We start from the raw sequence: 21,203 nt of genomic DNA on the forward strand, positions 1-21,203 counted from the left end.
TAAGAATATTAAAGAATTATAAATATAATGAGAATACTAATTGGTGCTTCAAGTTCAAAAATATTTCATCTAAAAGAATTTGCAAATGCTTTAAACAATTTAAAAATAGAGACTAAAGTTGTTTTTGATGCTGATTATTCTGATGGATTCCCTAGTAGAAAAATAAAAAATTGGTTTAAATCAAAAAAGGCATTTAAAAAATTACTTAGAGAATTTAAACCAGATATTATTTTAGTTGACAGACAAAGACATTTTGGATTAGATGTTATAAAAGAGAAAATTCCTCTAGTGATTCATCTAAGAGGTAATTATTGGAAAGAAATAGAAATTGCACGAAAAACTATTTACAAATCATTTCCAAAAAAAATAGCACTTAATGCATGGGGAAAAATTGGGAAAAAAAATTTTGAAGGTGCAAAAGTAATTGTTCCAATTTGCAAATATCTTGATAAAATTACAAAAAATGAATATCCTAATAAAAATACATTCGTAATGTATCAAGGAATAAATCCATCTAATTGGTTTTATGAAAAAGGTATTAAATTAGAACACCCATGTGTAGGATTACTTCAAGGTGCAGTAATATGGGATAAAACAAAAGAATTGCTTATCTTAGAAAATATTCTTGAGAAATTACCTAATGTAAAATTTTATTGGGTGGGGGATGGACCATTCAGGAAAGAAATTCTTTCAAAGTTAGAAAAATACAAAAACTTTGAATGGTTAGGAGCATTAGATTATCCTGACAAAGTTAGAAAATATTTAAGTGAAATTGATATTTATGCATTAATTTCTGGATTAGATATGGCTCCATTAACTTTACTTGAAGCACAATTAATGCAAAAACCTGTCATAGCAACTAATGTGGGAGGCATTCCAGAATTAATGATAAACGGTAAAACAGGGTATTTAATTGAGAAAGGAGACTCAGAAAATTTGTTGAAGAAAATTTTAGAGTTATTAGAAGATAAACAAAAAATGGAAAATATGGGAAGTGAAGGACGAAAATTTGTTGAAGAAAATTTTAGTTGGGAAAGAATTGCTAAAAAATTTGTATTGGATCTAAAAAAATATTAATCAAGATTAATTAGTGATTAGAATTCTTTCCGGTTACACTTATTCCACTTTCAATTTCTTTAAAATTAGTTATTTTTAATTTAGCTTCTTTAAACCAATTTTTTACTTCTTTTGGAGTATGTCTAAAAGCAAATTTAGGAGAATACCAATCAAAATTTACACCAACACTTCTTTCAAAATTATCGGATTCATCCCAAAAGCATTTTAAAAAATGCCAATATACAAAACGTTGAACATCATATTCTCCAGCTTTTACTCCCAAAAGGGGAATATCAGAAGGAATTTTGATTTTCTTTTTTAATTGTGCCAAACTTTTTCCTAAATATGTCATTTGTTTGGAAAATTCTGTACATTCTTCAATAGACATTTTGACAGTTTTATTTCTAATAAAATCATCAACGTATTCTCTAATTGGTGCTTTTTTATTATAAACATAAATTGATATATGACCCAAATTCGTAAGAAACTTTGTTAAGTATTTGAATGAGGTTCCTGTATTTTTTGTGTGATGAAGTACTTGATCTGAGTAAATATAATCAAAAAAATTTCTCTTAAATGGTAGTTGGCGAAGATCTGCTTGTAAAAAATGAATATTTGATTGCTTTCCATATTTAGCATATGCAAAATCAACACTATCGCTTGCATCTAAAGCAAAAACATGAGAATTTTTATTTGCAGAAAGAAATTTTGCGCTATTACCAATTCCAGTTCCTGCATCAAGAATCAAATTCTTTGAATCTAAAAAATTGTTGAAATTTTCTTCAGTTTTCCAACCATATCTTTCTAAAAACCATTTTCGTTGAAAATCTACCCAATCTTTTTCTTGGTGATTTTTATGATGTTTTTTCCATTTTGAATTAAAAGCTTCTTCTGTCCTTACGAAATCTTTTGTTTTATCAACTACAAAACGAGGAATTCCATTTGAAATTTTGAAATTATCCTTGCATTCATGGCAAATAATTGAACCTTCAATAATTTCTGTTCCTCTTTTTTTACGAATTTTTACATTTATTGAATGTCTACAGGTAGGACATACTAGAAATTCAATAAGTTTTTGCTTCAAAATCAAATAAAATTTAGAGTAGTTAAATAAAAACTAATAAAATTTGGAATTAGATCATTTTTCATATAGTTCGATATATTGAGGCAATAAGTTTTTCCAAGAAAAATTTTCAATTATAGATTTAAAGGCATTTTCTGTTAGATAATTTATCAATTCTTCATTTTTCAATAAATTATTTATTGCATCTAACATTTTAAGAGGATTTTCAGGTGGAACTAGAATTCCAGTTTGCTGATCCTGAATTAATTCTGGAATACCTCCCACATTAGTTGCTATAACTGGAATTTTAAGATAAAATGCTTCTTTAATTACTTGGGGAATACTTTCCATCCTAGATGGAACAACCAAAATGGTTGATGATTTTAAAATGCTCATAGTTTTTTTCCAAGGAAGATTAGTACAATAAATCACTTTTCCATTTATCTTAGGTTCTATGTTTTTTAAAATGTCAATTCCTTTTTCATAACTATCCCTTCCTACATAAATAACCTGATTTTTTATTTTTTCATATTCTTCAATTTCTTTGAATTTTTTTGTATCTAATGGTGCTGGTAAATAGATAAAATTAACATTATTTTTTTTGGCATATGATGTTTGTACTGATTTAGAATCAGTGGTAAGTTTATCTGCATATGTGAATGCTTTTGATTCTGCAGTATTTGCAATTTTTCCAGTGGTTTTTGAATGAAGAAGTGAAATTTGTTCAGAGTAAATTCCGTGTACTGAAAGAATTTTTTTATTTGAATTAATGTATCGCATTACAAAAGATGATGGGATATTCCAGGCATGTACAACATCATAATGTTCACGATCAGTCAATGCTCTAAATATTCCAAAAATGGAGAATGATAAATTTTTCAATTTTTTAACTGGAATATGAGATATTTGCATTAACTTAACCTCATGTCCTTCTTCACGTAGTTTTTCTGCCACTCTAAATGCATGACCACCTATCCCTCCTTCAAATCGTGGGGAAATATACAAAATTTTCATAAAAACAAAATAAATTCTTAAGGTTAAAAGGTATTGGATTATAAAAGAAATTTCTTCATATTTTGAAATCCATTACATAGGATTCTATTTAAAATACCAAAATTATTTTTTAAGGAAATATTATTAATTACACTACAAAGAAATTCTATGAATTGTATTATTTGTAAAAATAAACTAGAGAAATATTTGGACGATTCTAATTTAGATATGCCTGTTTATTTTTGTAAAAATTGTGATTATTATGTCACAGGAGAAACAGAAATGGAGATTAAGCAAAAATTGAAAAAATTATACAGTGGAGATTACTGGAATGAAAGAAAGGCAAAAGAATCAATTGAATCTAATTATACAGATTCAGATTCACTTGGAAAACTAAGAAATTGGATTTCACAATTTGCTTATTGTCAGCCATATTTTAAAAACAAAAAAACCATTCTAGATATAGGGGTTGGAGGAGGTCAAGCAATTTATTGGTTTGAAAAAAAAGGTTTTGAAGTTACAGGAATTGAACCAGATTCTAGAAATGTTGAATTAATTAATAAAAAATTGCTAAGAGGTAATGTAATCCATAGTTTTATTGAAGATTCAAATATTGATAAAACATTTGATATTGTTTGGATGTCTCATGTTTTAGAACATTTGGTTAGACCGGATATTTTTTTAAATAATATTAATAGAAACTTGGAAAAAAATGGTATTTTTTTCATAGAAGTTCCTGGATGCGATCACGAATTCACATTACAAGCATCGATTTTCAAAAATCCGCACATTCATCATTTTACAAAAAAATCTCTTTTAAAATTGGTAAAAAGAAATTTTAATATTATTGCATGTGATTGTTTTAGACCCGCTACAAAAATAGAAGGACTCATACAGAAAATTTTTAGTCCTTATCAATATTATCCAAGAATTAAAACATCTCCTGAAAAAGGTCGAGATCTTAGAGTTATTTTACAAAAAAAGGAATAAAAAAATTTTACATTGTGGCTTGTGCTGCATCATGGAACATCTGACTCTTTGCACAGCCAGCAGCAAGTTCATCACCTGCTCCACGTCTCATGAGACCTCTGTAAAGACCATCTTCTAGTTTGACGCCTTCTCTTTCTTCCCATTCTTCTACAGTAATAGAATACTTCTTTTGGATTCTGTCTCTATACCATTCTGGAATAACATTGAATGCACAGAATGGAACTATTCTGAGGTCTGGAGTAAGATAGTGAATATCACATCTTTGTAATCTTTCCAAGTCTTCATTGTATTTGTCTTGGAAGTGCATCATACCAAGGAATAATCCCTTGACGTGCCATGAACCAACTGAATCAAATGATCTCTTCATTAGGATATTACCAAACATTTTTGCTAAATCTAATCCTGCTGGTTGTTTCTTTGTATCAACAAAACCTTTGAGTTTTCTAACAACTTCAAGCATTGTAAAGTACTTGTTTTTACCAGAACGAATCTCTTCTGCTTTATCTTCAAAGAGTTCTAACATTCCTTGAATATCACAGAATTTTGTTAATGGGACAAATTTCTTTGTATCTGCATCTTCAAAGATGTATGTACCTGCACCACAAGCAAAATGAATTGATAATTCGTATTTTGGTTTGCTTGAGAATGCTTCAATTACATTTGTTAGTGGCATACAACTTGGGACTGGGAACCAATCATCAACAGTTACTTCACCATTTGTTTGTTCTTCAATTCTTTGAACACAATCAGGAACTGTAATTCTGTATTTTTCACGTTCACTTTTACCCATTCTTCCAGTTAGCGATACTGGTTGAAAGTTTACAGCGTGAACTACATCCATATTCTTTTGTGCATATCTGATAATTCCACCTAATTCGTGGTCATTAATTGATTTGATTACTGTTGGAACAAATACTACAGTAGTGCCTGTCTTTCTGCAACTATCAAGTGCATATGGAATTTCCCAGTGGTTTTTAGGGTTTGTTCTTGCAGTTACACCATCAAAGGAAAGATACAAGTTGTTACATCCAGCAAGTCTTACTTCTCTTGCAGCTTCTGGATCCATGGCGTGTCTAATACCATTTGTGTTCATTTGAATATGGTCAACGCCTTCTTCTTTCATTATTTTAATAACATCAGCAATATCTTCTCTAAGCATTGGTTCACCACCAGTAATTTGCATAGAATTTCCTGGAATTGGTCTCTCAGATCTCAGTGTCTTCATCATTGCTCTAACTTGAGTATGATCTGGTTCATACATGTAAGCGCCTTCAAGACCTTTCTTTACATAAAAGAAGCAATACCAGCATGTTAAATCACACCTATTAGTTACAATCATGTTTGCAAGTCCACTATGTGACAGATGATTTGAGCATAATCCACAGTTGTTAGGACATGAACATTTGTCAATCATTACATTTGGAGAATGGGCACCTTTTCCATCCATCCAGTATGTACTGAATTTCTTGTACATTTCATAAGAACCAAAGTATAATTCTTCACATTCACCGTGAGTAGGACAAACTTTAGACATGAAGACTTTGTTATCCCTCTCAAAGACTTCTGCATCCAGAATCATGTTACAGTCTGGACATATGCTTTGAGTAAATCTAATCGTAGATTTTTTACCTAAATTTTTTGTTGATTGATTGGATATCTGAATTAGTGCCATACCTGTAATCGAAATTCTTCTGAAATACTATATAATCCATTTCACACTCACCCCCGTGTGGAATTTAGTAATTAGGCATACTTCATTTAAATACCAAAACTGATCGACTAGATCGCATATGAGCATATCTGATAAAACAAGAAAGGCATTAGAAAAAATCGGGCTTACAAGTTATGAAATTAGAACATTCTCTGCTTTGTTAAAATCTGGAGAATTAACAGCATCAGACCTTAGTCAAAAATCAGGAGTGCCATATTCAAAAATTTACGAAGTGTTAGGAACTCTAGAGGATAAAGGATGGATTGGTTCAGATGACTCAAGACCAACAAAATATTTTGCAAAATCACCATCCACAGGACTAGAAACTACAAAACAGAAAATGGAAAATGATTTTTCTCAAAATCAAAGTGTAATACTAAATGAATTGGTTCCATTATATGAAAAAAGTGGAACTAGTGAGAGACCAGATATTTGGGTACTCTCAGGTGCAATTAACATTGCAGCTAAAATTTTAGAGATGGTAGATACATGTAGAAATGAGGTAATGATTGCATTACCCGAAGCTGGAGTAGATTTAGTTAAACAAGCATTACCAAAATTAAGATCACTTCATGATAAAGGAGTAGATATCACAATACTCACATCAGATAAAATGGATAAAGAATCAATTAAAGCAATCAAACGTGTATCAACTGTAAAAATTAAGAAAGGACTGTTTGGAGGAGGTATAATTTCTGATAAAAGATATGTTGTAATATTATTAGGTCCAGAAATAGGAGGTGCTAACACTTCAGAAGTTGTAGCAATTTGGGCAGATCATGCAGGATTGGCTGGATTTGCACGTCAATACTTTGAATATTTATTAAAAGATTCAAAGGTGATATAATATGGATGCAATAGATGAAGAAACTCTCTTTGTAGGAACTGCAGAAGCAGAACATGTAGAGATGTATCTAAAGGCAATCTGGCATATTAAAGAAAGAGGAGAAGATGTTAAGATCAGTACCATTGCAAAAATGCTCAATGTCAGGCAACCAAGTGTTGTTCAAATGCTCAAGAAATTAAATTCCAAAAATCTTGTAAATTACAACAAAGCAGGTGTGAAACTTACAGAGGATGGTGAGCGAATAGGTGCAAGTATGATGAGAAACAGTAGATTACTTGAAGTTCTCATGGATAGTGCATTAAAAGTAGAAATTGATGAGGAAATGGTATGTGGAATTGAACACCATATGAATAAACAATTTACAGATGCACTTTGTGTAATGTTAAAGCATCCAAGAAAATGTCCACATGATCATGAAATTCCTATGGGCGAATGTTGTAAATCTGCATAATTAAATTTGTATCCCAAAAGATATATCATCTTAGAAAATAAATTGATTCATGGCATGCTTCTGTGGCTGTGAAACTTATGAGAAAAATGATGATGGATTCAAAATTGCATGTGTAAAGTGCGGTCATGGACCTCAAAATCATGATGAAGAATTCAGAGCTGCTGCAAGAAAGAATGAATCACAAAGTCAAAAGCGTGATGCAGACTTTGGATAGTTATTCCCCAATTATTTTAACTAAAACTCTTTTTGGTCGTTTACCATCAAATTCACCATAGAAGATTTCTTCCCAGGGTCCAAAATCTAATTCCCCATTAGTTATTGCAATTACAACTTCTCTTCCCATAACTTGTCTTTTTAGATGAGCATCTGCATTATCTTCACCAGTTTTGTTATGTTCATATTGAGTGGTTGGTTCATGTGGAGCTAAGCCTTCTAACCATTTCTCATAATCATGAAGCAATCCTCCCTCATTATCATTAATGAAAACACTGGCAGTGATATGCATAGCATTCACAAGACAAAATCCTTCCTTGACTTTGCTTTTTGTAACAAGATTACTTACATCATTTGTAATATTGACAAATGCTCTTCGTGTTTTAACTTCAAATGTAAGATATTCTGTAAGAGATTTCATATTTTTTAGCACAGAACAATCATTAAAAACCTAAGGCAGGCTCAGAACTCAAGATCCTCATCATCATTTCAAAGGGATAGGTTCATCACTGCCTGCATGCATAATTCAGGTAGATTCCTATTGAGTCTTTCAAGAAGCTTGATAAATGGCTAATAGTTCAATCTTTCAAAATGGTTGCAATTGATACTCCTGCCTCATTGGAAAGTTTTAGAAGATTTATCATTTCAAGTACCTGTAAATCCTATGCCCCACGAAGTTATTTGGAAGATTCAGAAGTATTTGCAGAAAGAGAAGATAATTTAGGTGCAATTTATGTGGAAGCAGCTGATAAAGTAACTTTGAAAAAAATAAGAGATATTACATTTGTTAATGCAAGAGATATTTTAGGAATTATATATAATTCAAAAAGTGGAAACACATCTTTGAAATGGCGTCAATTAAGAAGAAATAATGGCAAAGTTTCTGGTGAAGCTTCTGCAAACTCTCTAACAAATCTAGCAGAATCAGGTGTTCTTACTTTAGATTGGGTTGAAAACTATCTAAAGAAAAAAACAGAAGAATCAAATACAAACGAAGTTACAAGCTAAACTCTTTTCTTGTTGTGGATTAAATCATTATTATGATTACAAAGACTATTGATGATAATTCAATTTCAGTTATAGCAGAAGATCCTGATGATCTTTTGAATCTACGTCGCATTATTAAAAAAGAGGATAAAGTGATAGGTGATACAACTAGAGTATTAAAACAAGACAAAGATTATTCAAGACCTGATAAAGGAGAAAGAATCAAAGTTAGAATTGCATTAACTGTAGAAAAAATTTCTCTAGATGATGTTCTGGATAGGTTGAGGGTTGGTGGAACAATTTACGAATCAAGTAATGAATCAGTTCCTCATGGATCACACCATTCTTTTATTCTAAAAATTAATGATGGAATTACAATTTCAAAGAAAAAATGGTTACCTGTTGAGAAGAAACTTTTAGAATCAAACAATGATCAAATTGCTTTTGTACTTGTAGCTATTGATACTGCTGATTGTGGAATTGCAAGATTAAGAGGAACACATTTAGAATTTATGCCAAATATTTATTCAGGTGCTGGCGGTAAAAGATACAAGACAAATTTTAACATCGAAAAATTCTTTGATCAAGTACAACAAGCAGTATTTTCTATTTCTAAAAAAGAAGATCATGTAGTAATTTTTGGTCCAGGTGAAACAAAAAAAAGATTTGCAAATTTTATTGAAAAGTTACAAAAATTCAAAATTCAGATAGTTGAAGGAATAGATTCAGGAGGAGAGGATGGAATATACACATTTACAAAATCTCAAGCAATGCAAGAAATAATGTCAGAAAGTAAACTAGCTAAAGCTTCATCTATAATTGACGAGGTAATGATTCTTGCAAATCAAAAAAGTAAAAAGTTTACGATGGGGTTTAATGAAACTTTTCATGCAAATAAAATGGGTGCAGTTGAATCTCTCGTATTCTCAGATAAAGCAATACAAGATAATGATGAGCAAAAAATTATGGATTTTCTCAATGATGTTGAAAGTAAAGGAGTTACAATTTACAGTGTTGATGCATCTACAGATATTGGTCTTAGAGTTTCAGGTTTGGGAGGAATAGTTTCTTTGTTACGATATCCAATTGAATCTTAATTTGTAGAGTCAATCAACCAATCAAGATATGACTTGTTAATTGAAGAAATATCAATCTCTATTATTTCAGGGACATCATATGGGTGAGATTCCAAAATTTTCTTTTTCAGTAATCCCTTATTTTTTGTCATAGTTTTAAAAATAGCAAGATATTCAGATGTATTTTCAATTTTTTTATTCCAAGAATAAATTGAAGAAATTTTTGAAATGTTAACGCATGCCACAACCTTATTTTTGACAAGATCATTTGCAATTTTAGAAATAGATTTCTTACTAGGATATGTTGAGACAATTATTACAGGTTTCATAGTAACCGATAAATGTACGTACCTTAAAAAATTAACAATTAGTTTGGAACTTGATTTTATTACACAGAATTCGATTATCTATGTCTTAATTGCTTGGGTCATAATTGTCATAATTGCAAAAGGTCTGAAATTAGAAAAACATGGTTTTGAAATAAAGGCATATAGTTTAGTATACAAAAACAAAGAAGTCAATTCAGTTCTAAACAAAGTTCTCAGTAGAACAAAAAGAGGAATCAGAGTCTTTGCAGATACAAGTGTCATTGCAGGTTTTATTATGATGGGTTTTGCATTCTGGTTTTTGCTCAATAATGTATCAAACTTTTTTGTTGCACAGTCCGAATTTTCAGAATTAACTGTACTTATTCCAGGAGTGACACTAACATCTGCATCATCAATTACATACTTTTTACTATCAATTCCAATTGTTCTTGTAATACATGAAGGAGCACATGGGATAGTTGCAGCTTTGGAAAAAATAAAAATCAAGACAGGAGGCTTTGCAATATTTATCGCAATGTTTGCAGGATTTGTAGAACCAGATGAAGAAGAATTTGAAAAGGCAAAAAAGATTTCAAAATTAAGAGTAATTGGTGCAGGGGCAACATCAAATGTAATGTTTGCATTTGTTTTAGGAGCTATATTATTAACAAACCCATTTTTTGCAATGGTACTACCTGAGCCACTTCTCAGTGTATTTTATGAATTACCAGATGGGGTTTTGATTCTATCAATTATAGAAAACTCAGGAGCTGAACAAGCAGGATTACTTGCAAATGATATCATTACATCAATTAATGGAATACCGATCTTTAGTCCAATTGATTTTCCCAGTTTGAATCCAGGTGAAACAGCAACTGTAACTGTGTTAAGAGATAGTCAAACACTAGAATTTGGGGTCGAGGTAATTCCATCTCCTGAAGATCCTGAGAGAGGATTAATTGGAATTATGAGAGACAACACATTTGCATACAAGCCAGTAATGAATTTTATCACATGGAATGATCCAAATGTTTCAATGTTTTTGTTATGGTTATGGATGATTTCATTTTTCATAGGAATAATCAATATGCTTCCTCTACCAATATTAGACGGAGGGAAATTCATTCATACAATTATTGATAAAAAAATATCAGATAAATCAGTAAATGTAGTAATGTGGGGAATTTACGCATTCACGTTTACTCTATTTGGACTTAACATTGCATTATCATATTTAAAATCTGGTTGGTTTACAATATAGAATTCACCTAAAGAATCATTAATGAAAAAATATCAAGAAATTCATGATATGTGATAGTTGCCAAAATCCAGCTGTATATACGAGAAAATATTCAGGTCAAAAATTATGTTCACCTTGTTTCTCAAATTCTATTGTAAGAAAAACTGCTAAGACTATTTCAAAATATAACATGATTCAATATAATGAATTAGTGGCTGTTGCTGTTTCTGGTGGAAAAGATTCCTTAGCATTACTAAAAATTATTCATGAAATGGCATCTACACATCAGTTTAGAATAATAGTAATTACCATTGATGAAGGAATTCCAGGATATAGAAATGAGGCTTTAGAAATTGTTGAAAAATTTTGTTCCGAACTTAATGTAGAACATAAAGTTTATGCATATAAAGATCTTTTTGAATTGACATTAGATGAAGCTTTAGATTTACGAGAAAATGAAAAAACTTCATCATGTTCAATATGTGGAACCCTTAGAAGAAGAGCAATAGATTATGCTGCAAAGGATGTTGGTGCTAATGTGATAGCAACGGGTCACAATCTAGATGATACATTACAAACATTTGTAATAAACATGCTTTCAGGTGATACAACTAAGATTGGTTGGATGGATCCTGATACATCCTCAAATTCTTTAAGAAAAATAAAACCATTTTGTGAAATTTATGAATCTGAAATAGTCTTTTATGCATTTACAAATAATATTCCATTTCAATCAGAACCCTGTCCACACATGAATGAAGGTATTAGAACAGAGATTCGTGAATTTCTAAATTCTCTAGAAACCAAACATAGTGGAATTAAAAATAATTTGTATCAATCAATTCTCAAAGTTTCTCAAATTGTAAAGACTTCAAATTCAAAAGTAAAAATGACTTGTGAAAAATGTGGAACTGAATGCACTGGAAGCATATGCTCAGTTTGTAATATGGTTTTAAAACTAAAAGAAAATCAAACCTAATGCAAATATAACATACTTTTTTTAGAATAAATGGTAGTAGGTAGGATTAGGGTGCCAGCCGTGCCCTGTTCTGAAACCGGCTATATGCAGAGATCAGTAACTGTTGGGTAAATCTCTAGATGGGTAATTCCCGCTTGGTGTGCGGAAATGAAATCACGCCGAGGCGGGTGGTTGCAGGACTAGAAATATCCGAAGGGATAACTTCTAAGACCGAACCATCGAAAGGGATGAGGTCCGGGAGGGAGCAATCCTAAGGTGGAGCATCCACGCTTCCTCGTCAACGTGGCGGATCTTGTATGCCTTGAAATGGGGCTATTCGTCTAGACTGGAGCCAGCAGATCTACTACCTTTATAATTTCAATCAAAACAACAAGATCATGGAAGGAATAATCTCATTTGGGAATAAAAGAGATTATGAAGATTTTAAGAAACAGATTCCAAGTTCAGTATTACCTCTTTTTAATTCCATTAGAGAATTTTGTTTCTCTTTAGGAGAAAATGTAGTGGAGGACATTAGGATGCATAGAGTTGTTTTTTGTAAATCAATTACTTTTAGATGGTTTGTCGATGTAGAGCCTCAAAGTGAAGGAGTGATTATTAAAATTCAAAAAAGTAGAAAACAACCAATAGAAGTAATTCAGATTAGCAAGGAACAAAAAATTTCAGAATTTGGCAATATGATAAAAGAAGCATTTGAGAAAATTCACTAGTATACAACATCAAATTTTGAAAATTCACCGCTGAATTCTTCATTTTGAATTTCTATATCTTCAACAATTGCATTTGCAGGTCCACCATGAGCCCATTCAACTAATCTAGTAACATTTTCTATGTCTCCTTCTAAAACAGATTCAACACGACCATCCTTCAAATTTTTGACCCAACCAAAAACATCATTTTGTTTTGCTTTCGCTTTTAATGTCTGACGGAAAAAAACTCCTTGTACTCTACCTGTTACAAAAATTCTAATTCGTTGTTTTGACATTAAAGATAGATTTCATAGAGTCATTAATCAATTTTAGGTTAAAGAGAAACTACTTTCTTTCTTTAATTCTAGCTCTACCAGTCTTTCTAGCAGCAATACTTCCCACCTTTGCACCAGGAGGAGCATCTCTTGAAACAGTTGAGCTTTGTCCAACGTGTTGATGACGACCACCACCGTGTGGGTGAACATAAGCTGCTTGAGCAACACCTCTAACAATTGGGTATTTCTTTCCTTTAGCCTTAAAACTACGCCATTTGTTTCCTGCACTCATAAAGTGTCGTTCACTTGCTCCACCACCAGCAAGTGTACCAATCATGGCTCTATTCTTTGGATTTAGTGTAGTAAATCTTCCAGATGGTAGTTTAACAGTAACTCCCTCATCACCATGAGAGAAAATAGTTGCATTAGTACCTGCAGATTTGACAATGGCTCCGCCATCTCCAAAATGCTTTTCAATATTACATACAATTGTGCCGTCAGGAATATTTTGAACACTAATTACATTTCCTTTCTCAATCTCTGATTTTAATCCAAATTGTAAAAATTCACCTACTTTGGCTCCTAAAATTGCTGGAACATATGAAACAGATCCATCTTCGAATCTAATCTTGGCTAATGGTGCTTCGCGTCCACGTTCATGAACTAAATCGATAATTTCCCCTTCATGTTGTTCGGCAAGTGGAAAACGAGGGTAATTTGCTTTGGAGCCTACTTTACCAGTAGATGTAGATCTAAACTGCATTCCTCCACGGCCACGTCTTCTAACTAATGGTCTCTTACCCATGTTGATCGTTTCCTACGGAAAGAGGATTTTAAGCTTGTGATGTCTATTGTAAGTTAAGAAAATTACCACAAAGGTATAAAAATTAGACAGAGGGCATTTCTGTATGAGCCAAAGTGGTCTTTCTCTCAAAGTTCTTGAAGCATATACCAGAGATGTTGGGAGAGGAGTGGCAAGAATAGATTATGATTCTATGGATACTCTAAATGCCTCTACAGGCGATGTTATTGAGATTAAAGGTAAAAGAAGAACAGTTGCAAAATGTCTTCCTTTGTATCCATCTGATGAAGGAAAGGGGATTATCAGAATTGATGGGCTTGGCAGAAATAATTCAGGAATTGCAATTGGAGATACGATTTCAGTTAGAAAAATAAAAGCAGTTGCTGCAGAAAAAGTAGTAGTTGCTCCATTAGAAGCGATTCCACCAATTGATGAAAGATATCTTGCTGATGCCTTAGAAAGTGTTCCTTTGATTAAGGGCGATAATGTGATGGTTCCATATTTTGGTGGTCGTTTAACTTTTCAAGTAATTGGAGTCACTCCTGCAGCTGACGCTGTTTTAGTAACTCAAAAAACTGTTTTCCATATTGCAGAAAAAGGAGAAACATTACGTGGAGTTCCTCAAGTAACATATGAAGACATTGGTGGATTAACAGATGAGATTAAGAAAGTTAGAGAAATGATTGAGCTTCCATTAAGACATCCAGAAATTTTTGAAAAGTTAGGAATTGAAGCACCAAAAGGTGTTTTATTGTATGGTCCTCCAGGAACAGGTAAAACATTACTTGCAAAAGCAGTAGCCAATGAAAGTAATGCACATTTTATCAGTATTTCTGGTCCAGAAATTATGAGTAAGTTTTACGGAGAGAGTGAAGCAAGACTAAGAGAAATTTTCAAAGAGGCCAGAGAAAAATCCCCATCAATTATCTTTGTAGATGAAATAGATTCTATTGCACCAAAGAGAGAGGAAGTTACTGGAGAAGTTGAACGAAGAGTTGTTTCTCAAATGTTGTCATTAATGGATGGTCTAGAAGCTAGAGGTAAAGTAATTGTTATTTCTGCAACAAACAGACCAAATGCAATTGATCCCGCACTTAGAAGACCAGGAAGATTTGATAGAGAAATTGAGATTAAAGTTCCAGATAAAAAAGGAAGAAAAGACATCCTTGCAATTCATAGTAGAAACATGCCTCTATCTGATGATGTTAATATTGATAAAATTTCAGCTGTCAGTCACGGTTATGTTGGTGCAGATTTGGAATATCTCTGTAAAGAGGCTGCAATGAAATGTTTGAGAAGATTATTACCTATTCTTAATTTAGAAGAAGAGAAAATTCCACCAGAAACTTTAGACAAATTAATCGTAAACAATGATGATTTCCTCAAAGCTTTGATTGAAGTAACACCATCAGGAATGAGAGAAGTTTTCATAGAGAATCCAGATGTAAAATGGGATGATGTTGGAGGATTAGATGATGTTAAACGGGAACTGCAAGAGGCTGTTGAATGGCCTATGAAATATCCTGGTCTTTATGATAAATTAGGACATACTATGCCAAGAGGAATTTTACTTCATGGTCCAAGTGGAACAGGTAAAACATTACTTGCAAAAGCAGTAGCTACACAAAGTGAAGCAAATTTTGTTTCTGTTAGAGGTCCCGAACTTTTATCAAAATGGGTAGGAGAATCCGAAAGAGGAATCAGGGAGATTTTCAAAAGAGCACGTCAATCTGCTCCATGTGTTGTATTCTTTGATGAAATTGATTCTATTGCACCAATTAGAGGTGCAGGTGGAGAAACAGCTGTTACTGAAAGAGTTGTCAGTCAATTACTTACAGAATTAGATGGAATGGAAAATATGCATGGCGTTATTGTTTTAGCTGCTACAAATAGAGCAGATATGATAGATCCTGCATTATTAAGACCAGGTAGATTCGATAAAATTATTCAAATTCCACTTCCAGATAAAGAAAGCAGAAAGAGTATATTGAAAATTAATGCAGCAAAAATTCCAATAATTGATGATTCAAGTGATCCTCAACATGTTGACATTGAGAAAATTGCTGATCTAACTGATGGGTTAAGTGGTGCAGATACAGCATCGATTGCAAATACTGCAGTATCTCTAGTAATACATGAATTTTTAGATTCTCATCCAGATGAAAAAGATATTGAGAAAACTACAATTGATGCTAAGGTAACAATGAAACACTTTGAAGAAGCAGTCAAAAAAGTCAGAGAACAAAAAGATCTAAAGTTAGGCGAAAAACTAGTCGCTTCCTATTACAGGTAGTTTTAATAAAATAACAAATCTAATTCTCATAAATGTCAGAATATAGAGGATATGAAGGGAATTCGCTAGAATTTCTTAAAACAAATAAAATTGTAGTAGGAGATTCTGTCAAGATTACTTGCGATATAACGTATTCTGGCATAATAATGCCAAGATATGAACACAGTGATGACAAACATATTGTTTTGAAATTAAAAAATGGATATAATATTGGATTAGAAATTAGTGAGATAAAGAAAATTGAGAAAAATCAAGTAATTGAAAAAATAATTGAAAAAAATGAAAGTGTGGAAAAAAATGAAGGGTTGCCAAAAATTTTACTATTATCAACTGGAGGAACGATTGCAAGTAAGGTTGATTATAGAACAGGTTCAGTAACTCCTGTATTAACAGCTGAAGAACTTAATGCTTCTGTTCCAGAGCTTGCTAAAATTGCCAATATTGATGCAGAGGTAATATTTTCAGAGTATTCTGAAAACATACAACCTGAACAGTGGTTACAAATTGCTGAGAAAATAAAGGAACATTCAAAATCAGATTATGTTGGAATAATTATAGCACATGGTACAGATACTATGCATTATACATCATCATTTCTTTCATTTGCATTAGCAGGATTTCCAATACCAATTGTACTTGTAGGTTCTCAAAGATCTTCAGATCGTGCTTCATCTGACGCAGCATTAAATTTGATTGGTGCAACAAAATTTATCACTACAAGTAATACTATAGGAGTCTACATTGTTATGCATCATGATGAAAATGATGAAACAGTAGCATGCCATATAGGAACTAGAGTGAGAAAAAATCACACGAGTAAAAGAGGAGCATTTCAAACAATTGGAGATGTTCCAGCATTCATAATTGCAGAAAATCAAATTCAAAAAAACATTCAGAGTGATTTTTTTACAACTAAAGAGTTTCTACCAAAAATTAAACTAGACACCAAAGTCGCATTAGTAAAATATCATCCTGGATATGATCCAGATTTGTTAGAAAAAATTATTGAGATGGGCTATAAAGGAATAATTTTTGAAGGTACAGGATTAGGCCATATTGGAAAAACAATGTACAAATGTGTAAAAAAGGCTAATGAAAAAGGAATTTTTCTAGGTATGACTTCTCAATGTATTGACGGTCGAGTTAGAATGACAGTGTATGAAAGCGGTCGTGATTTACTTAATTTAGGCATAATTCCATTAGAAAATATGATCCCTGAAGTAGCATTAGTAAAGACAATGTGGGCATTAGGGAATTTACAAGATATTGAAGAAGTGAAAAAAATTATGCTTCAAAATATTGCTTCAGAGATTTCAACTTAAAGGAGTGAATAAAGTGTCAGAATTTTCTATTAGTAATATTGGATTAAAGGTAGGACTAGAAATTCATCAACAATTAGCAACTAATAAAAAATTATTTTGTAATTGCAAACCAATTGAATCTGAAGAATATTCTATTAAATTTCAAAGAAAATTGCGTGCAGTTAAGAGTGAATTAGGCGAATATGATCCAGCTGCATTATTTGAAAAGTCAAAATCTAAAATAATAGTCTATTATGCAAATAGAGAAAGTAGTTGTTTAGTTGAACAAGATGAGGAACCACCACATAACTTAGATAATGACGCAAAAGATCTTGCACTGGTAATTGCAAAATCACTAAATTCAAAAATCTTTAATGAGATTTATCCAATGAGAAAAACAGTAATTGATGGTTCAAACACGACAGGTTTTCAACGAACTATGTTAATTTCACAAGGAGGGTATATTGAAGTTGATGGTGATAAAGTAGGAGTTCAAGCAATTTGTCTTGAAGAAGATGCAGCAAAACTTCTTGGAGATAAAGGAAACATTAGAGAATACAGTTTAGATAGACTTGGTGTTCCTCTTTTAGAGATTGCATTAGATCCTGTAGAAGGGGATTCTAAAAAAATTAAAAAAATTGCATTATCTTTAGGTAGGCTATTACGAAGTACTAAAAAAGTAGCCAGGGGGATTGGATCAATAAGACAAGATGTCAATGTTTCAGTAAAAAATGGAGGAGCAGTAGTAGAAGTAAAAGGAGTTCAACAATTAGATCAATTAGAAAAAGTAGTAGAATTTGAGGCTAAAAGGCAATTTGGATTAGTAAAAATTGCTGAGAAATTAAGGAATTCAGAGTTTAAAGGAATTTCAAAAAAAGAAAATATTTTTGATATCACTGAAAATTGGAAAAATTGTAAATCTAAAATAATTCAAAAAGCATTAAAAGATAATTCAATTATCAAAGCAATAAAAATTGAAAATTTTTGTGGAATGTTTGGATATACTCCATTTGAAGGAATTAGATTAGGAAAAGAAATAGGACAATTAGTAAAGTTTTATGGAATTGGGGGTGTTTTTCATTCTGATGAATTACCAAACTATGGAATTGAAGATGGAGATATCACGATTGTTAAAAATATTTTAAAAGTTAAACAAAACGATGCATTTTTGATAATTGCTGCCCCTTCTTCAAAAATAGATTTTGCAATTAATTCAATTATTAATAGATTGGAAGTGGCCAAGAAAGGTGTTCCTGCAGAAACTAGATTGGCTACACAGACTGGTGAAACTGTTTTCTTAAGACCCCGTCCAGGTGCATCAAGAATGTATCCTGAAACAGATATTCCACCAATCTCAGTTTCAAATGAAGAATTAGAAAATGCTAGTAAAAATATTCCAAAATCATGGGATGAATCACTTTTAGAATTACAAAAAAAATATGAATTGAATCCTCAGCTGTCTGAGCAGATTTTTGATTCACGATATATTGAATTATTTGAAAAAATAGTTAAAAAAATTGCAGTCAATCCTACCTTTGTAGCATCAATTTTATGTTCAACAATTACTAATTTAGAGAGAAACGGTCTTGATTCTAAACTATTAACAGAAGAAAATATTGTAAAATCATTCCAACTATTAGAAGAAGGAAAAATTGCAAAAGAATCAATTGAGATAATCTATGGGAATATTATGTCTAGGAAGTCTCAGTCTATCGATGAAGCCTTGAAAAATGCATCAATTGAAGCTATTGATGAAGGAAAAGTGGAAGAAATTATCATAGAAATAATTGAAAAAAATCAAGAAATTGTAAAAAATCAAAAAGAACGATCAGTTGGACCATTGATGGGTATTGTTATGAAAGAATTAAGAGGAAAAGTTTCGGGTGAAATAGTAAATAATCTTCTTTTAAAAAATATTAAGAAAAAATTAGAGAATATTTGATTAAATGCGGGAAGTGGGATTTGAACCCACGAACTCCTAGAAGATAAGGATCTGAACCTTACACCGTTGACCAGGCTGGGTGACTCCCGCAATGTGAATTTTTGAAATCTAGAATAAGTTTCTTTATTATACTATGAAAAAAGTATTCAAATCAATCAAGTGAAAAAATGGAATTTAATGAAGTATATTGTTCAAATTGTAAAAAAGTTCTAGGGCAATATAATGTAAAATTCTACAATGATGAAAAAGTTAAGGAGCTATTGAATACAACTCATTCTTCTCATGTCAGAAATGGGCATCAAGTAAATATTAGAAAACTTGTAAAAGACTAAACAGATTTAATTTTTTCTATAGCTTCTTCAAGAATTGAAATTCTATGTATTTTATTATCATACATTTGTTGATTCCAAGGTTGTGAGTAAAGAATTACTGTTTTTTTATTTTTAAGAAATTTTACAGTATTTAGAGGTGAATCGTCAATAAAAATATCATAATCTAAATCAGCTTTCATAGGTCCATCTATTACAGATACATAATTATCAAAAAATATTTTATGATGATTTAGCCAATTTTTTACAAAAATATCAGTGGAACGTTCTCTCGCAGTAACAATATCTACCTGACCTAATTCTAAAAGATTTTTTGTAACTAATGATAAATTTTCTTCAGTAGGAGGGATGGAATTCCAATTTTTCCAGCAGGCACTTAATTCTGTATAGAAATCATATTGATTAATTTGATGTTTCTTCCAAAAATCCCAATCTGTAATATCATTTTTTGAGATTTTAGGCCTAATTTTATTACTAAAATTTAACCAAGGCACTATTACATCAGCAAGTACACCATCAACATCCAAAGCTATTTTCATTTAACTAGTCACTATCTTTTTGAAATTCCTCTAGAAGCTTTTTTTGGTGTTTACTGAGTTTTTTTGGAATATTTACAACAATTCGAACATACTGATCACCCTTACCTCTAGAATTAATGTGTGTGACTCCTTTTCCCTTTAGTTTGATAATTGTATTTGGTTGACTACCAGAATCAACTTTAATTTTTTCGTTTCCATCTAAAGTTGGAACAACAATATCACAACCTAATGTAGCATCAATCATTGAAACATCCTGATCATAAAAAATATCTTTTCCGTCTCTTTTGAATTTTAAATGAGGTTTAACTCTCACTCTTACTATCAAATCACCATTTGATCCTCCTGGAACCTCATTTCCTTCATCTGGAACTGTGTAATCTCCTGAATCAATTCCAGGTGGAATTTCAAAAGTTATTTTTTTATTACCTTTTTTCTTACCTTGACCTCTACATTCATTACATGGCGTCTCAATAATCGAACCTTGACCATTACATGTGGAACATGGTGCTGCAGTTACAAAAGATGCAAAACCCATGTTTCGAGTTTGTCTTACTTGTCCTTGACCATTACATGTGGAACATGTTTTCTTATTAGTTCCAGGTTTACATCCACTTCCATTACAATTATTACATTGAATTTGTTTTTCTAAATCAATTTCCATTTTTTTTCCATGAAGGACATCCTCTAATGTTACTGAAGTTTCATATAGAATGTCAGAGCCTCTTTGTTGGTTAAAACCAAATCCTCCTCCACCGCGACCAAATATTGATTCAAAAATAGAATCAAATCCTCCTCCACCGCGACCAAAAATATCACTGAAATCTCCTCGAGCACCTTGAAAAATATCTTCACTGGAATATCTTCCATCTACACCTGCATGACCATGTTGATCATAGAGTTGTTTCTTTTCAGGGTCAGAAAGTACTGCATATGCTTCAGAGATTTCTTTAAAATGCTCGCCTGCATCAGAAGATTTGTTACGGTCAGGATGGAATTTTAGAGCTAGTTTTCGATATTGTTTTTTTATTTCATCTGTAGAAGATGTTTTTGAAACTCCTAAAACCTCATAATAATCACGTTTTGCTGCCATGAATCATACCTTTACAATTATTACCGTAT

22 protein-coding genes, 1 tRNA gene and 1 other RNA gene are annotated in these 21,203 nt (G+C 31.8%); 14 read left to right on the top strand and 10 right to left on the bottom strand.

Translation table 11 applies throughout. From position 1 onward, the window contains the following. The first annotated feature begins 27 nt into the window (after nt 1–27). Nucleotides 28–1,077 carry a glycosyltransferase family 4 protein gene (locus tag ACW9W3_RS02775; protein WP_457764643.1) on the top strand — a complete coding sequence of 350 codons (1,050 nt, stop codon included), beginning with the start codon at nt 28–30 and terminating at the stop codon, nt 1,075–1,077. Nucleotides 1,078–1,087: 10 nt separating this feature from the next. Here the strand turns inward: ACW9W3_RS02775 and ACW9W3_RS02780 are convergent, their stop codons facing one another. Continuing rightward, entirely contained in the window at nt 1,088–2,140 is a 1,053-nt protein-coding gene (locus ACW9W3_RS02780; protein ID WP_457764644.1) for a methyltransferase domain-containing protein, read from the bottom strand. A gap of 54 nt (nt 2,141–2,194) precedes the next feature. Then, entirely contained in the window at nt 2,195–3,133 is a 939-nt protein-coding gene (locus tag ACW9W3_RS02785; RefSeq protein ID WP_457764645.1) for a glycosyltransferase family 4 protein, read from the bottom strand. 261 nt (nt 3,134–3,394) lie between these two features. Between ACW9W3_RS02785 and ACW9W3_RS02790 the strand changes: the two genes are divergently transcribed. Beyond that, entirely contained in the window at nt 3,395–4,102 is a 708-nt protein-coding gene (locus ACW9W3_RS02790; protein WP_457764646.1) for a class I SAM-dependent methyltransferase, read from the top strand. A gap of 7 nt (nt 4,103–4,109) precedes the next feature. On the opposite strand, the gene tes is transcribed toward ACW9W3_RS02790, so the two are convergent. Next, nucleotides 4,110–5,774, bottom strand: coding sequence for a tetraether lipid synthase Tes (gene tes / locus ACW9W3_RS02795; RefSeq protein WP_182129610.1), 1,665 nt, complete (start codon nt 5,772–5,774; stop codon nt 4,110–4,112). A 118-nt stretch (nt 5,775–5,892) separates the two neighbouring features. Here tes and ACW9W3_RS02800 point away from each other — a divergent pair, with 118 nt between their 5' ends. From ACW9W3_RS02800 to ACW9W3_RS02810, 3 genes are read left to right on the top strand one after another with little or no spacing between them, the layout of a single operon-like run. Next, nucleotides 5,893–6,660 carry a TrmB family transcriptional regulator gene (locus ACW9W3_RS02800; RefSeq protein ID WP_371504423.1) on the top strand — a complete coding sequence of 256 codons (768 nt, stop codon included), beginning with the start codon at nt 5,893–5,895 and terminating at the stop codon, nt 6,658–6,660. 1 nt (nt 6,661) lies between these two features. Beyond that, nucleotides 6,662–7,111 (top strand): metal-dependent transcriptional regulator, encoded by a 450-nt coding sequence (locus ACW9W3_RS02805; protein WP_371504422.1) that lies wholly within the window; start codon nt 6,662–6,664, stop codon nt 7,109–7,111. Between the two features lie 49 nt (nt 7,112–7,160). Further along, a complete protein-coding gene (locus tag ACW9W3_RS02810; protein ID WP_008296916.1) occupies nt 7,161–7,325 on the top strand; it encodes a hypothetical protein in 165 nt (54 codons plus the stop codon). On the opposite strand, the gene ACW9W3_RS02815 is transcribed toward ACW9W3_RS02810, so the two are convergent. Then, nucleotides 7,326–7,745 (bottom strand): secondary thiamine-phosphate synthase enzyme YjbQ, encoded by a 420-nt coding sequence (locus tag ACW9W3_RS02815; RefSeq protein WP_457764647.1) that lies wholly within the window; start codon nt 7,743–7,745, stop codon nt 7,326–7,328. It lies immediately after the preceding gene. A gap of 170 nt (nt 7,746–7,915) precedes the next feature. Between ACW9W3_RS02815 and ACW9W3_RS02820 the strand changes: the two genes are divergently transcribed. Beyond that, complete coding sequence (locus tag ACW9W3_RS02820) at nt 7,916–8,332, top strand: hypothetical protein (protein WP_457764648.1); 417 nt, start codon at nt 7,916–7,918, stop codon at nt 8,330–8,332. Between the two features lie 32 nt (nt 8,333–8,364). Beyond that, entirely contained in the window at nt 8,365–9,408 is a 1,044-nt protein-coding gene (locus ACW9W3_RS02825; protein ID WP_457764649.1) for a pelota family protein, read from the top strand. On the opposite strand, the gene cutA is transcribed toward ACW9W3_RS02825, so the two are convergent. Next, nucleotides 9,405–9,716 (bottom strand): divalent-cation tolerance protein CutA, encoded by a 312-nt coding sequence (gene cutA, locus ACW9W3_RS02830; RefSeq protein WP_457764650.1) that lies wholly within the window; start codon nt 9,714–9,716, stop codon nt 9,405–9,407. The genes ACW9W3_RS02825 and cutA overlap by 4 nt on opposite strands. Before the next feature lie 88 nt (nt 9,717–9,804). Between cutA and ACW9W3_RS02835 the strand changes: the two genes are divergently transcribed. From ACW9W3_RS02835 to ACW9W3_RS02850, 4 genes are all read left to right on the top strand, one after another. Next, the gene (locus tag ACW9W3_RS02835) at nt 9,805–10,956 is read left to right on the top strand and encodes a site-2 protease family protein (protein ID WP_457764694.1); all 1,152 of its coding nucleotides are present in this window, start codon (nt 9,805–9,807) and stop codon (nt 10,954–10,956) included. Nucleotides 10,957–10,999: 43 nt separating this feature from the next. Continuing rightward, a complete protein-coding gene (locus ACW9W3_RS02840; protein WP_457764651.1) occupies nt 11,000–11,914 on the top strand; it encodes a TIGR00269 family protein in 915 nt (304 codons plus the stop codon). Between the two features lie 34 nt (nt 11,915–11,948). Further along, an RNA gene (ffs, locus tag ACW9W3_RS02845) (signal recognition particle sRNA) lies at nt 11,949–12,260 on the top strand. 31 nt (nt 12,261–12,291) lie between these two features. Further along, nucleotides 12,292–12,624, top strand: a complete 333-nt coding sequence (locus ACW9W3_RS02850) for a hypothetical protein (RefSeq protein WP_457764652.1) — start codon at nt 12,292–12,294, stop codon at nt 12,622–12,624. Here ACW9W3_RS02850 and ACW9W3_RS02855 read toward each other — a convergent pair. Both ACW9W3_RS02855 and ACW9W3_RS02860 read right to left on the bottom strand, forming a co-directional pair. Then, entirely contained in the window at nt 12,621–12,899 is a 279-nt protein-coding gene (locus tag ACW9W3_RS02855; protein ID WP_457764653.1) for an acylphosphatase, read from the bottom strand. The two genes, ACW9W3_RS02850 and ACW9W3_RS02855, sit on opposite strands and share 4 nt — an antisense overlap. A 49-nt stretch (nt 12,900–12,948) precedes the next feature. Continuing rightward, nucleotides 12,949–13,683: a 50S ribosomal protein L2 gene (locus ACW9W3_RS02860; protein WP_457764654.1), complete on the bottom strand. Its 735-nt coding sequence runs from the start codon at nt 13,681–13,683 to the stop codon at nt 12,949–12,951. A 103-nt stretch (nt 13,684–13,786) separates the two neighbouring features. On the opposite strand from ACW9W3_RS02860, the gene ACW9W3_RS02865 reads away from it, so the two are divergent. From ACW9W3_RS02865 to gatE, 3 genes are read left to right on the top strand one after another with little or no spacing between them, the layout of a single operon-like run. Next, nucleotides 13,787–15,973 (top strand): CDC48 family AAA ATPase, encoded by a 2,187-nt coding sequence (locus ACW9W3_RS02865; RefSeq protein ID WP_457764655.1) that lies wholly within the window; start codon nt 13,787–13,789, stop codon nt 15,971–15,973. Between the two features lie 32 nt (nt 15,974–16,005). Next, nucleotides 16,006–17,295 (top strand): Glu-tRNA(Gln) amidotransferase subunit GatD, encoded by a 1,290-nt coding sequence (gatD, locus tag ACW9W3_RS02870; RefSeq protein ID WP_457764656.1) that lies wholly within the window; start codon nt 16,006–16,008, stop codon nt 17,293–17,295. Nucleotides 17,296–17,308: 13 nt separating this feature from the next. Continuing rightward, a complete protein-coding gene (gatE, locus tag ACW9W3_RS02875; protein ID WP_457764657.1) occupies nt 17,309–19,216 on the top strand; it encodes a Glu-tRNA(Gln) amidotransferase subunit GatE in 1,908 nt (635 codons plus the stop codon). Between the two features lie 5 nt (nt 19,217–19,221). Here the strand turns inward: gatE and ACW9W3_RS02880 are convergent. From ACW9W3_RS02880 to dnaJ, 3 genes are all read right to left on the bottom strand, one after another. Further along, nucleotides 19,222–19,306 (bottom strand) — tRNA-Leu (locus tag ACW9W3_RS02880). A gap of 238 nt (nt 19,307–19,544) precedes the next feature. Further along, the gene (locus ACW9W3_RS02885) at nt 19,545–20,084 is read right to left on the bottom strand and encodes a 5' nucleotidase, NT5C type (RefSeq protein ID WP_457764658.1); all 540 of its coding nucleotides are present in this window, start codon (nt 20,082–20,084) and stop codon (nt 19,545–19,547) included. A gap of 4 nt (nt 20,085–20,088) precedes the next feature. Then, a complete protein-coding gene (gene dnaJ, locus ACW9W3_RS02890; protein WP_457764659.1) occupies nt 20,089–21,174 on the bottom strand; it encodes a molecular chaperone DnaJ in 1,086 nt (361 codons plus the stop codon). Nucleotides 21,175–21,203: the final 29 nt, after the last annotated feature.

This window comes from Candidatus Nitrosopumilus sp. bin_68KS (genome assembly GCF_054095825.1).